The 14,525-nt window shown below is 49.2% G+C and carries 6 protein-coding genes; 3 read left to right on the forward strand and 3 right to left on the reverse strand.

Features of this window, described 5'->3' with window-relative positions; translation table 11 throughout:
- Positions 1–12: 12 nt before the first annotated feature.
- Positions 13–2,556 (reverse strand): hypothetical protein, encoded by a 2,544-nt coding sequence (locus tag ACYVAM_RS23170; RefSeq protein ID WP_461071498.1) that lies wholly within the window; start codon positions 2,554–2,556, stop codon positions 13–15.
- A gap of 859 nt (positions 2,557–3,415) precedes the next feature.
- Between ACYVAM_RS23170 and ACYVAM_RS23175 the strand changes: the two genes are divergently transcribed.
- Both ACYVAM_RS23175 and ACYVAM_RS23180 read left to right on the forward strand, forming a co-directional pair.
- Positions 3,416–7,471 carry a GEVED domain-containing protein gene (locus tag ACYVAM_RS23175; RefSeq protein ID WP_461071500.1) on the forward strand — a complete coding sequence of 1,352 codons (4,056 nt, stop codon included), beginning with the start codon at positions 3,416–3,418 and terminating at the stop codon, positions 7,469–7,471.
- 102 nt (positions 7,472–7,573) lie between these two features.
- Positions 7,574–10,330, forward strand: coding sequence for a S8 family peptidase (locus ACYVAM_RS23180; protein ID WP_461071502.1), 2,757 nt, complete (start codon positions 7,574–7,576; stop codon positions 10,328–10,330).
- Positions 10,331–10,413: 83 nt separating this feature from the next.
- Here the strand turns inward: ACYVAM_RS23180 and ACYVAM_RS23185 are convergent, their stop codons facing one another.
- A complete protein-coding gene (locus tag ACYVAM_RS23185) occupies positions 10,414–12,018 on the reverse strand; it encodes a S8 family peptidase (RefSeq protein ID WP_461071504.1) in 1,605 nt (534 codons plus the stop codon).
- Between the two features lie 87 nt (positions 12,019–12,105).
- Positions 12,106–13,221, reverse strand: a complete 1,116-nt coding sequence (locus ACYVAM_RS23190; protein ID WP_461071506.1) for a DUF3500 domain-containing protein — start codon at positions 13,219–13,221, stop codon at positions 12,106–12,108.
- A gap of 166 nt (positions 13,222–13,387) precedes the next feature.
- Between ACYVAM_RS23190 and ACYVAM_RS23195 the strand changes: the two genes are divergently transcribed.
- Positions 13,388–14,497 (forward strand): LBF_2804 family protein, encoded by a 1,110-nt coding sequence (locus ACYVAM_RS23195; protein WP_461071508.1) that lies wholly within the window; start codon positions 13,388–13,390, stop codon positions 14,495–14,497.
- Positions 14,498–14,525: the final 28 nt, after the last annotated feature.

Raw genomic sequence — 14,525 nt, forward strand, 5'->3', positions numbered from 1 at the left:
TAGGAAAAGATATCATCGTAGTTCTTCGACTATGTTTTGATCCAATTCGCAATTGAATATGTTTTCGTAGTTATAATCAAGTACACTAGAAATTTGACCACTAGCACTCACTTTGAATATACCTCCGTCTGAAATATTATAATTAGGTACTTTAAAAAGTTTGGCTAACGCTACATCTTTATCAGATGGACTATCCACCCACTGATCGCCTGTAGGATGAGTATGCACTACAGCCTTTATGTAATAAACGACATTATCTTTAACAAAAGATTGGCTACCAGGATCGCCAATAAAATCAGATATTGAACCAAGAACGCTCGTGTTCACAGTATTCTCATTATCAGGTAACCAAAATACACCCTTATCTGTTATTATAGCCATTTGCTCCTTATGTGTATCATTATTTTGGCGATCCCACATTTCTTTAAACGTCTTACAAGCATCACTCTTTGATGATTTCTTTGATTTTTTTATACGGTCAGGTAAAAGCGAGTTATCGTCAGCAAGTACTGGTAATGTCCAAACCCCATCAAAGAACTTATAGTAAGTAATATAACCAAAGTTTGGGTCAACATGAATATGTATATAGCCATCAGGTGGGTTTGATGGATGGTTGCCTTTAACATCGACTTCCTTCAAAACAATGCACCAGTTTATGCCATCCCAGATATAGGTCACTCCCGAAGACGAGGTGTAAGTGGTACCTACAGGTGGTCTGGTTGGTGTACCGTTAGGTGTAAACGTATCACTGCCCGATTGGGTATATGTAGTGCCTCCACCTGTACTTCCAGTAGGTTCAGCTCCGGCTGGGGTTGCAGTCACGGTTACATCAATATCTAGCCAGACGCCCGGCCAATTCGAATCAGGGTCAATTATTGCTCCCCCAGCGTGGACATGACAAGGAGAATCAAAATCATACATGCTATAGGTGTTTTGCTCATTAGGGAATTGTTGAGCGACAAAGCCATTAGCTGAGTGAAAAAGTTTCGAAGTTAAATGGCGATTATTCAACTCGCTCTTTGACTGGACAGGCGTAGTTTCTAAAGCCACATCATCAAAATAAACCGGTACTTTACTGTAATTATGTAAACGAATTACAGCATAACCATCTTCAGGTGCCTGCCCGTCAATACGCAAAACCTGCCAGCCCTCGCGAGCAGTTTTATTAATTTCTACCTGCTGGCGATGCATAAATCTACCTTGTTTGTTGTAGAATGCTAACTCAAGTCCAGCATTAGGCACCCGATTGGCCAACAGCGACTTCACTAAAGGCACCATAAGCGCTGTACTTACGCCAAGAGTAGGTGCGAGCTTATTCACATGTCGTTGATCGGGCGCAACGGTATATTTCTGAGTTAATGCCAAACCTGCCAGTACACCACCCACAGCAGCAGCCGTTAGCTGGGGAGTAAGATTAGGCTTTGATTGAACTAGGGCAAAAGCATAAGCATTCAATGATAAAATACCCTGTTTGACTGGAATTAACCGACTCGTTAAAGAAGTAATATTATTCGCACCTTTGCTCATAAGCTGAAGCGAAATTGAACCTGTATGTGCAACAGCACTTGAGCGGGCTTGTCCACTTCGCGGAAAGACGCTGGCTATACCCGTCTGGCATTCAGGATCGAAACCTTGCGTAGATGGCGAATTGGGGCATGTTTGAGTTACTTTCGGACTACCCGGAATATGGGTATTTGTACCGGAATATTTAACCGAAATTGTCAGAGCAACTCCAGCTTTATATTGATTGGGTAGGTTTAGATTAAAGCCAAAACCATTGTAGCCAGAAACTCCAAGGGCATTTGCTACGTCCTGACGACTTCGGGTTGCTGGCACACCAGCCGCTGCTAACCATCCATTTACATATACATCAAATTTTGTGGACTGGTTGGGCGTGTTTGCATTAAATATCCAGCCACTTATGCTATTACAATCAGCATAGTCAAAACTACCGTTTAAATTATTACCTGCCGTGCTGGGTGGATTCTGAGGGTTGGTCGTAGGGTTATTAGTAGTTGTCGTATGCGGATCATTTTGCGCAAAACACGCCAGTTTACTAGCATCATAGCCCGCGACAGATAACCAACTTCGAGGCTTAAATCCAACACTCCCATCTTGATATGCCGCATACAATATGCCATTAAAATAATGAGCATGAATTTGCTCGCCATACCAATTCAATAAGAACTGGCCTTCTGAGTAAGCACAGTTGCCCGACGGCGGATTTTGCGTTGGTGGATTAGTTACGGGTGGTATTGGTGTTGACATCAAGGGGTTATTCACAGCAAAACAACTTACTTTACCAGGATCAAATCCCGTAGCTTGTAGCCAGCTTTGAGGTTTGAACCCTTCACCTGCGTTTTGGTAGGCTGCGTATAAAATGCCGTTGGCATAGTGAGCGTAAATTTGCTCGCCATACCAGTTTAGTAGAAACTGACCCTCCGAGAAAGCACAGTTGCCGGATGGTGGATTAGACGTAGGCGGGTTGGACGTGTTCCCACCATTCGAGGACGAATGCGGGTCATTTTGGGTAAAACAACCGAAGGAATTAACCATCTTCCCCGTAGCCTGTAGTCAGCTTTGAGGTTTGAACCCTTCGGAAGGATTCTGATACGAAGCATACAAAACGCCGTTGTAATAGTGGGCGTAGATTTGCTCACCATACCAGTCGAACAAAAACTGTCCTTCCGAATATGAGCAACTTTGTGCATTGGCTATATTTGTAAAGGGTATGGCCCATAATAGCATCAGGGCTCCTACACGATAAACTAAATGCTTTTTCGCGACTCTATCACAAAATAGCCTACGCAACATCAACAGGTAGGCCGTACCTGTCCCATTCTGTAAAAGTTTCATTACATTTGATTGGTTTAATGGTAACGCATTGAACTTTCAAAAAAGCCCCACGTATGGTTGCAAGCTGACGTGGGGTTTTTTGTGCGCCAAACCTAGGGGTGCCTATGCATAAAATTATGCGTGCAGGGTCTGAAAATGCGTGAAATCACCATTTTTCCGGATAAAATCACCAAAAAAGTTTTAAACCTAATTACTAAACCAATTGCATAAGTTTACTTACTTTTATATGTCTATATTAATTAATAATTAAACTAATTAGCAGCGTAAACTTGTCATTATGGTTATATAAATCAAACAATAAACCATCATACGATTGACAAGTGACTTGTTACAAGATAAACTTTCTTGTATACGAGGTATAGTTACAAAAATCTTAATCTCATTATAAAACGCAATACGCAACAGAAACACCCTCTTTTTCGTACTGACTATGGGCCTTACGGATTGAGTTATAAGCTTGTTTTTTGTCATGCTTCTACTACGGTGGCCCGTCTCTGTCCGTATGACAAAAATGTGGTTCAACTCTATTCAATTATTTTTACTTAAGTGCTTACTATGTATGCGACAACGTTTATGGAACCACCTGTATTGGTTAGCCTTTTTATTGGGAGCAACAGCTTTCACACAGGTAACCGCCCAGTCTTTGCCACAGTACACTATACAGCAGCGGACACAGCAAAGAGAGCTACAAAAAACAATTGAGCAGGCCCAAACCGAAAACTACCGCCAGGCCGTTGCCAAAGCCCAGCAACTCAGTCGTCCAATTCGACAAATTTCACCCACGGGGCGGGTGGTTATGTTGCGCGGCATCACTTCCACCGGTGAACTCCTCTACGATGCTACCTACAGCACCACCAAGGCGGGTATCAGCACCCACACGAACTCATTGTATGCAGGCGGCAGCCTGGGTGTTTCGCTCTCGGGCAGTACGCTGACGAACAAGCTTGCCATGTGGGATGGCGGTAAAGTACGGGATACGCACGTTGAATTCCGAAATGGCACGGGCAGTCGCGTAGCTCAAATCGATAATTCTGCCACACTGGTCAGCCACTCCACCCACGTGGCCGGAATCATGATGGCAGCCGGTGTCAATCCCGACGTAAAAGGCATGGCATTTGGAACGAATCTACGTGCCTATGATTTCAACAGCGATGTGACGGAGATGAGTGCCGCAGCTGCCAATCTGCTCATCTCAAACCACTCCTATGGCTCCAATGCAGGTTGGGTCTACAACGATACCCGAACCACAACAACCAAATGGGAATGGTGGGGCGACACAACCATTAGCAAGACAGAAGATTATAAGTTTGGCTTTTATGATGCCACAACGGTTTCGTGGGATAGAATTGCCCAAAATGCTCCTTACTACCTGATTGTTAAATCGGGCGGAAACAGCCACGGCTCCGATGGCCCCGGCGCAGGTCAGCCCTATTACCTGGGTACGAGCAACCGGACCAGTACAGTAGCCCGTAGTAATCAGGACGGCTACGACCAGATTAGCACCTACGGCAACGCTAAAAATATTCTGGCCGTGGGTGCCGTTGGCAATCTGAACTATGGCTACAACCAGGCGGGCGACGTACCGCTGAGCGACTTTACCAGTTGGGGTCCAACCGACGATGGGCGCATTAAACCCGATATTGCTGGTATCGGTGTCGGTATTCTTTCGTCAAGTTCGGAGAGCGATAGTGCTTATGTTGTGTATGATGGCACCTCCATGTCATCGCCCAACGTGGCGGGTAGCCTGCTGCTTTTGCAGGAATTGTATTCGCAACGCAACAGCGGCAAATTTATGCGCTCATCGACGCTGAAGGGTCTGGCGCTTCACACCGCCGATGAAGCGGGCACCACACTTGGCCCCGATTACCAGTTTGGCTGGGGACTCCTGAATGCCGAAAAGGCCGGACGGGTCATTCTAAACACCAACCAGAACCATTTGCTCGATGAACGAACCCTGAACCAGGCTGAAACCTACTCGCTCACGGTTGTTGCATCGGGACTGGGGCCGCTCGTATCGACCATTTGCTGGACAGACCCCGCCGGAACCGCGTCTATTCCCTCTACGGCCACGCTGAACGACCGGACACCCAAACTCGTCAATGATCTCGACATCCGCATCAGCGACGGCCAAGCCACCACGTTGCCCTGGATTCTGGACCCGAATAACCCATCGGCAGCCGCCACACGGGGCGACAATATCCGCGACAATGTTGAACAGGTCTTAGTAGCCAATCCGATACCGGGACGGTCCTACACGATTACCGTTACCAATAAAGGAACCTTAAGTGGCGGCAAGCAGGATTATGCCCTGCTCGTGAGTGGTGTTGGCGGCAAGGCGTACTGCGCATCGGGAGCGACTTCCACCGCTGACACGAAAATCAACCAGGTTCAGTTTGGCAGCATCAATCAGGCCGGGGCCAGCGGGTGTACGTCCTACAACGATTTCTCGCAGGCCGTAGCCACCGTGCAGGCAGGTCAGCAGATTCCCCTAACGGTGTCTCTGGGCACCTGTGGAGCCGTCAAAAACGTGATTGTGAAAGCCTTTGCCGACTGGAACCAGAATGGCAGCTTCGACGATGCCGGTGAAACGGTAGCGACGTCGGGAATACTGGCTCATTCGGCTCAGTTCACCGCAACGGTCACCATTCCCGGCACGGTTCAAACAGCCCAGAACGTCCGGTTCCGAATTGTGGCCGTAGAAACCAGCGACCCCGCAGCGGTGGTTTCGTGTGGCAATTACGGCAATGGCGAAACGCAGGATTACGTGCTGAATGTGGTTCAAACGACGAACGACGTGGGCGCTACCGCACTTCTCTCGCCCGAAGCGAATTTCTGTGGACAAACAGGCACTGATGTTACGGTTTCCGTGCGGCTCCACAACTATGGCACCGCTAACCAGACCAATGTGCCCGTCAGTGTTAAAATTACCGATGCCACTAACAATGAGGTAACGACATTGACCGGTACTGTTCCAAGAATTGCTGCCTTTCGGGAGAGTACAATTACCCTAAAACTACCGGCCAGTATTTCCCTTGCGGCTGCACAGACGTATCGGTTCACCGTATCGACAAGTCTCAACAGCGACCAGAACACGGCCAATAATACCATTACCGCAACCCGTGCTACCGCCCCCACACCGGCCAATGGCATCTTTTCCGTCACGCGTTGTGGCAGCGATACGGCCATCTCATTGCGGAATATTGGCACGGGCACGGCCTTCTGGTATGATGCCCCAACGGGCGGTAACCTACTGGCAGCTGGTAATCAGGTTGGCGTTAAGGCATTGCCTGCCAGTGGCCAGTTCTACGCCACGCTGAACGATTTTTCGGGCTCCATTGGCCCCGTCGACAAAACCGTCTACGGCGGTGGCACCTACGGAACCGGTTTTCAGCCCGCGCCCCTTATTTCGACCCAGGTTCCGCTGCTGATCGAAAGTGCCCGTCTGTATATCGGCTCGGCCGGAACGCTGACCTTCACGGTTCGTAAATACGATAATACGGCTGTTTCGAGCGTAACGCTGGATGTTTCGCCCACGCGTACGCAAAGCATAACCGCATCGACCGGCGGCACCTATCCCGATGACCCCGACGATCAAGGAGCCATTTATGCCCTGAATTTACGCATTCCGGCAGCGGGCGATTATAAAATTACGATTGATTACGGCGATGGCGCGTCTATCTTCCGTAGTAACGTCTCGGTCGCTGGTTTTCCTTACCAGCTAAAAACGCAGACGGGTCAGCCTGTTGTTACCATCAAAGGGTCTTTATTCGATAGTGGCACATCCACAGATACCTTGAAAACGGCCTGGTATTACTTTTACAACATGCGGGTTCGGGCGCTCGACTGCCCCAGTCCGCAACGGATAGCGGTTACACCGACAACGGGCGCAGGGGCCACGGCCAGTATCACGCCAAATGGGTCAACGAGTATCTGTCAGGGGTCCAGCATTACCCTGCAGGCCAACACAGGTACTGGCTTTTCTTACCAGTGGTATCGGAACGGGCAACCGATTACCGGAGCTACCAGCAGTACGCTGGCAACGGCAACCGCAGGGAGTTACGTCGTTCAGGTCGCCAATAATTGCTTGCCCGTTAACTCGACGGCTGTTGCGGTAACGGTAAAAACAACCCAGACACCGTTCATTACGGCCAATGGCTTTTCGCTTAGTTCCAACGTAACGACCAATATTCAATGGCTGGTGGACGGCGTAGCTATTCCAGGAGCCACATCCCCTACCTATACCGTTGTCAAAACGGGGCGTTATTCGGTCAAGGGTAGCGTTAATGGCTGCGGGGAAGCTATCTCCGACGAAGTCTATCTGACGATACTGGCCACGGAGCCGATTATCGATGACGGGAATCTGAGCGTTTATCCGAATCCGGCAGTCCGACAGGTTACCGTATCGCTGGTCGCTTCACTGGCTTTACCCAAACCGCCATCCGTTCGCCTGACGAATCTGAATGGTCAAACGGTACGTACCGGAACACTTTTGCGGGACGGAAAAAATTATTCAACAAGTTTCGATGTAGCCGATTTACCCGGCGGTACGTTTTTTGTGGTTGTAGAAGATGACCAGACACAGAGCGTCCGGGTAAAACGGATTCGCAAGCAATAATTGTCCACGTATCTGCAGCAGCTATATCGAGGTATTTTTTCGAGAGAAAACGGGGTACAATGCAGTGCAGGAGGCTTTTCTCCCATTGCAGGATACCTCGTTTTGTCGTTTCTGATCGGTGTCGTTACCCGGACCAATGCTCAATCAATCCCTAAAATAACTGGTCAAGGCTGGCAAATAGAACTAACCACCCGGCATTCCAGCCTTCGGGAACGTACACTACAGGCAGCCAAAACGAACAGTTGGTTCCTTAGCAAAAACTATTCCAATCAGCGCCTACTGACCCTTCAGGAGATCGACCCGTTTGGTCAGCCCGTTTATTATACACTTCACAATACAGAAGCTGCCCGTGGCACGAAAACCCAGGCGCTGTATGGCACCGGCTCACTGCCCATCGCCTTATCGGGCAATTCGGCTTCTATGGCCGGGCGGTTGGGGCTGTGGGATGGTGGCCGGGCATTGGGATCGCACCACGAATTTGCCGGGGCTACAGGCACCACCTCCCGAATTCTTCAGAAGGATGGGGCAACCCTGAACAACCACACAACACACCTGGCCGGCACACTCATCGCCAAAGGCGTTAATGCCCCGGCAAAGGGAATGGCTTACGGCTCTCAGTTATCAGTCTGGGATTATACCAACGACATCACGGAATTGGTCACAGCAGCTCCCAATCTTCTGGTCTCCAATCATTCGTATGGGCCGGTGGTAGGCTGGGTCTATAACGAATCGCGGCCCGGCACCAACCCGGATCTAAAATGGGAATGGTGGGGCAATACGGCCATTAGTGCTTCGGAAGATTATCTGTTTGGTTTCTACACAACCAACGCCCGAGACCTGGATCGGATAGCCTACAATAATCCGTTTTTCCTGATGGTCCGTTCGGCAGACAACAAACGAAGCGAAACCGGACCACCCGCCGGAACGCCTTACTTTCTAAAAAATACAGCCATCCAGAGTACGCTGGCTCGAAATCGCAATGACGCCTATGATGTTATTCCGGCCGAGGCAAACGCCAAAAACGTACTCACCGTGGGGGCAGCGATGGTCTCATTTACCAACAAAAATAAAGTCGATCTGATCGGTTCGACGGCGTTCAGCGGTTGGGGACCTACCGACGACGGCCGTATAAAACCAGATTTGCTGGGTATTGGCTCCGACGTTCTCTCGTCAATAGCCACCAGCGACACCGCTTATGGTACATACAGTGGTACGTCAATGGCAGCCGCCAATGTTAGCGGATCGCTGTTTTTACTCCAGGAATTATACGCCAGTCAACGGGCACCAGGTCTGCCTACTGGTGGGCAATTTATGCGGGCGGCCACGTTAAAAGGATTGGCCCTGCACACCGCTAACCGAACCAATCCAGAAGCAGGCCCCAATTATCGACAAGGGTGGGGTTTGTTAAATACCGAAGCCGCGGCCCGCCTGTTGTTAAATGAAAATCAGTCCAATTTGATTCTGGAAAAAAGTCTGACGCCAGGTGGCACGTTTACCCAATCCATTACTGCTCAGGGAAATGAACCGCTGGTGATCACACTTTGCTGGACAGATCCCGAAGGTGTGGCGACAAACCTAACCGCCAGTTCCGTTAACAGCCGAACGCCGAAACTCATCAACGATCTCGACCTGCGCTTGAAGACAAAGCAGAAAACCGAGTTTCCCTTTGTATTAAATCCAGCTCAACCGGCTCAGGCAGCGACACGGGACGACAACATTCGTGACAATGTTGAGCAAGTATACATTGCCAATCCCGTTGCTGGTCAGACGTACACACTTTCGGTCTCGCATAAAGGCAAAATGACCTATTCCAGCCAGCCTTTTTCTATCCTTGTTAGTGGTTTACGAAGAACGAACTGCCAATTGACAACCGCTATCCTTCCTAAACAGGATACAACCATTTGTCGTGGAACACACCTTGTGCTTGAGGCAGCCAATAAACCAACTGGCTTACGGTACCAATGGCTACGCAATGGCATTGCCATACCCAATGCGCCGGCAGACGCTTATCAGGTTACGGAGACGGGGTCTTACCTGTTGCGGGTTACTGACAGTAAGGGCTGTGCAGCCACGTCTCAGCCGGTGCAGGTTCAGGTACGTACCGCAGCGGCAACCATCAGCCCCGGTGGTGATCAATGGCTTTGCCCGAATAAACCAGCGGTTGCACTTCAAACGTCAGCCACTACAGACGAAGCCGTTATTGACTGGCTACGCGACGGTATCGTTTTTGCCCATACGGCAACAGTCTCTGCCAGCCAGCCAGGCCGCTATCAGGTCCGGGTTACCCAAGATGGCTGCCAGGCACTGTCGGCAGAAACGGACGTATTGCTTAGTGCTGTCAATAGCCTTACCCTAAGCCCGGAAGAAACAGACTTGACGCTACCCCAGGGCGCTTCAGTGACCTTGAAAGCGCCCATCGACTCATCGTATCGCTACCAATGGTACCAAAAGGATCAAGCTATAGCCAAGGCCAATGAGTATCGTCTTTTAGTTACGCAGCCGGGTATTTATAAGTTACAGGTTAAACAACGGGAATGCGTGGCCTGGTCGACCGCGCGAACGGTAAGCCCAGCCTCCCTTGTCACCGCCCTGCCAACCGACCCGAGCGATCAACTTTTCGTTTATCCCAATCCTGCCGAACATACGCTTTCGGTACGCTATGCCGGTTCACGAACGAAGCAGTCAACGATCAGCATCGTCGATTTACGGGGCGTGATGCAACAACCTCCGCTTTTAGTTAATAGCCAGAATGGCCAGATAAAAGCCGACATATCTATTCAGACCTTGTCGGCGGGCGTCTACATCCTTTGCCTTACAGATGGCCAGTCTAGCCAGACAGCCCGGTTCCTAAAAAAATAGAACCGGTTTCCGAGGGAAGTCATGCCCTCAGAAACCGGTTCTATTTTTCTATATATCCGGTGACGGATACGTTATCTACTTTTTTATTTCCCTTTTCCGGTAGCCGCTTCCTGCGTTAAAGCCAATTTAACGGCATCGTACAAATTGACAACACCACCCGTTTTTGACAGGGAAGCAAAAGCTACCGTATCGGTCGACTCTGGTTTCGTCACCTTTGTTGCATAAGGCGTTGCCGACTGCAGAATAATGCGTTTTATGTCGGCATAGGTCAGCTTGGGGAAGTATGACTTCAGTACAGCCGCCACACCAGCAACGACGGGCGAGGCCATGCTCGTGCCACTGTTGTTTTCATACTTACTGCCCGGCACCGTCGAATAAATGTCTTTACCTGGAGCAAACACATCCACGTTCTGCTTACCATAGTTTGAGAAGCTGGCCACCAGATCAGCCGTATTGGGTTCGGCGCTGGCCCCTACCGTAATTACGTTTGGAATAGCGGAACCGTCTATAAAGCGGGGAGCCGGGTAATTAGCGGCTGTATCGATGTCTTTGCCATCATTGCCCGCAGCATGAATCATTAAAACCCCTTTTGACAGCGCATACCGCTCAGCGTCTTCAACCGTCTTACGCTGGGGTGAATAATCTTTCCCGAAGCTCATGTTGATTATTTGCGCTCCGTTGTCAACCGCATACCGAATGGCGTTAGCGACATCTTTATCGCGCTCATCTCCATCAGGCACCGCTCGAACACCCATAATCTGCACAGCGTCGGCAATACCCATTACACCCAGGTTATTGGTCCGATCTGCGCCAATAATACCGGCAACGTGCGTGCCGTGGTCGGGGCGCGGGCCTGCAATGTCGGGATTACCGTAATCGCGCTGATTTACATCATTCGGATTGTCGCCTACGATTGTACGGCTGTTAAAATCCGGGTTATAATTGTATTCAGCGCGGGATTTGAGTTGTTCATTGGCTTTTTCAAGTTCGTTCATTACCACGTCCGTATCAGCCGCTTTTTGCTGACGCAGTAACCGAAGGATACCCGTCACGGGCCGCTTCAGGGCCGCGTCGCTGAGTGTATCAGCCGCTTTGCTGAGCGTGATCGTGTCGAGTTTCGTAACGTTCAGCGCTTTTTTCAGGCTGGCAACCGCCGTCGAATACTGCGTATAGAACTGACTGATACCCTGATATTGCTGCTTGTACTGCGCCTGGTTTTTCTCAACCTCCGCTTTCGTTTTTACATACAGATCATACTCTTTCTGCTGCTCGGACTTGAGTGTTTTGCGATCTTTGCCCTCGTAGGTCGGCTTCAACTGGGCATACAGCCGGGTCACTTCGGCGGTTTCATAATCGACATTGCGACCGTCTTTTCCGCCAATAAAATTCCAGCCATGAATATCATCGACATAGCCATTCTTATCATCGTCTTTGCCATTTCCAGCTACTTCTTTCGGATTTACCCACAACACCCGGCGCAGATCTTCATGGGTCGTATCAATCCCTCCGTCGATAACGGCAACAATAACTGGTGTTGGTTTACGCCCTTTGAGTAATTCGCTGTAGGTACGCTCAACGCTGATACCAGCGGTTTTATCGGTTTTATCACGCAGATACCACTGCGTTTCCTGCGCCGATGCTGCTACTGTGAACAGACAGACAGACGCGCTAATAAGGAGTTTCTTCATGAATTAAGAACAAAAATTCCTCACAAATTACGAAGAAACTGGCTTAAGTTTAGCTTAAAAATTGTTAAACGAGCCCGACTTTCTTCTTTATGGCTTCGCTACATGACTACTTTTGTAATGCTCCTGTAGTAAGTCTTCGCCAAAATCGTTTGTCAAATCCCGAACCACGGTGTGAATGTGATTGGCATTGGTTTGCGTGTTATCGTACTCAATTAATAGGGTTGGGCCATGAATTCGGTAATACCAGCCTTTACCTTCGCCTAGTTCTGGCGTGAGGTCGCCCGCCCAGGCAAACCGGAGGCTATCCAGACCCGATTTTTCCAGCTTTGCCATCTGCTGCTTGGCCAGCGTGATTCGATAATTGGCCATATAAATTTGTAGCAGATCTAAAAAGAGCTTACGCTGGTCGGCGTTCATTTCGGATAGCATTAGTCCATCCATCTTTTCCAGGGACACTTTCCGTTTATTGCTGGTCACAATTTCAGGATAGGCAACGGCTGCGATAACGGCTTTTTTTCGTTGTTCGGCGTCAAGTGTTTTCAATAAAGCAAAGGCTTGCTCTGTTTCTTTCTTTAATATTTGCCGCCCTTTCTGGGGTAGATCGGCCACGCGTGGATCGCTCATCCGTTTGTCGGCCATGTGCGTATCGTATTTGAGTACACCCGGATTGCTACCAAAAAACGTAGGTGTCTGTGCCAGCACCTGGCCGGTAAGTGATAAAAATTGCAGCGACAAATGGTGCCCTTCGATCCGCCAGCTCCACGGATTTTTGGCGGATGGCTCACCGAAGATGGTGAACGAGTAATTTTCGGGGTCACGGTATGTATCATTCGGGGGACGATTATCAATAACTCGCAGCACATTTTCCATATCGATAATGGAGGTTGCTTTCTCGTACCCCTGATCACTGAGCCCCGTTTTAAGCATTGCCATAGCTGCCCGTCGCTGGTCGGGTGTCATCTGTTTCAGCGGAAGTCCTTTGCGTTCGCGGGGAACATAGTGCCAGTTGAACCGCTCAACGTCATCGAGTGGATAGGTAGCCTGTTTTCGCTGATCGGGTGTAAGCATCCCTATGAAGGTGGTAACGGCATCCAGCATTTCATCTTTAATCCGTTGCTGGGCCGACGTTGGTTTTGGGGCAGGTGCCGTTTGTTGAGCCAGTGCTGGAACAGCCAGTAACCAGCAGAAAAGTAAGCGTTTCATAAGTAGACTTGTTAATCGGTAAATCACAAAGCCACCTGTAACCTACATTTACCTATTTGGGTGTAAATCCCACCAAATCAAATGATTTGCTCAATAAACGAGCCTTTTGCCAACAACAGTTGCCATTTGGTAGTTTACAAATCAGCTCACTGTTAACATTAAGATAATGTCCACTCGACCACCCAATGACAGCACAGGTCCCTTCGACCATTTGGCGCTTCGTTACCTGCGTCAATCCCTCGATACTTCACATCCAGCCGATGAACCGTATGTACTGAACTCCATTGAAAGTCGCGTAATCAGACGGACAAAAATCGTGACCCTGAGTATTGCTGCTGTGCTCGGCCTGATGGGTGTTATTCTGTTATACGGGCCTCAGTATATGTGGCCGGATCTATTTTCCAATACAACCGTTTCGCTATTTGGCACTACGTATGAATTGCCACTTATCACGATGCTGTATGGGGTGTTGCTGGTTTATCTGGAAGTGAATATACTGGTGGTGCTAAACCTTCGCGGGGTAAAGACAATCATGCGTATTTGCCAGTTTCCCAACGCCCACGATGCTCAATATGACCGCCATTTGCAGGCGTTGGCCGATGCAGCACTTGAAAAAACGAATAGAGGTATTTTACGATTTGGCATTGATCCTTATTTGAACATGCCACGCTGGGGGCTCACGATCTACTACCTGCTGAATATGATGAAAGCAGCGTTGAGCAATCTAGCCCTCAAATTTTTATTGAAACGATTTCTGGGCCGCTACCTGCTTCGTCAGATAACTGACTTAGCCGGAATGCCTATTTATGCCTTCTGGAATGCCTGGGCTTCCTGGCAGGTTCTTCACGAAGCTCAGGTTCGTGTTATGGCACCAACAACGATCCGTGAATTTGTCCATGAATTGCACGAAGAATGGGGAAAGAATGACCAATTACGCCCCTTACTGCTGGAAGCGCTACAGTATGTGGCCATCCTTAAACGGCAATACAATTATGCCCACTTCCTGCTGACTGAAACACTCATTGACCGGTTTGACCTGAAGGCCGAGACGGCGTTGACCGGTAATTTTCTGGAACAGGCTTCTCAGGCTCCCGCTGCGGTGCGCCATAGTCTCGAACGGCTTATTGTTTTTGGGGTTCTTGTGGATGGCAAGTTGTCTTTTATTGAGAAGAAACGACTGCGCGAATTGCGAAAAAAAGGTTTTTTGACGTATTCAGCCAGCGAGATCCAACGGATAGGCAACGATTACAACCAGGGTCGTGGACTCTGGGTGTAATCGGCACAGAGAATAAGTAACAGATTTG

The organism is Spirosoma horti (genome assembly GCF_054776595.1).

Bases quoted from the DNA above. Each gene is read 5' to 3' on its own strand.
- ACYVAM_RS23190 (WP_461071506.1), bottom strand. From the start codon at position 13,221: ATGAAACGCTTACTTTTCTGCTGGTTACTGGCTGTTCCAGCACTGGCT.
- ACYVAM_RS23170 (WP_461071498.1), bottom strand. From the start codon at position 2,556: ATGGTTAATTCCTTCGGTTGTTTTACCCAAAATGACCCGCATTCGTCC.
- ACYVAM_RS23185 (WP_461071504.1), bottom strand. From the start codon at position 12,018: ATGAAGAAACTCCTTATTAGCGCGTCTGTCTGTCTGTTCACAGTAGCA.
- ACYVAM_RS23195 (WP_461071508.1), top strand. From the start codon at position 13,388: ATGTCCACTCGACCACCCAATGACAGCACAGGTCCCTTCGACCATTTG.
- ACYVAM_RS23175 (WP_461071500.1), top strand. From the start codon at position 3,416: ATGCGACAACGTTTATGGAACCACCTGTATTGGTTAGCCTTTTTATTG.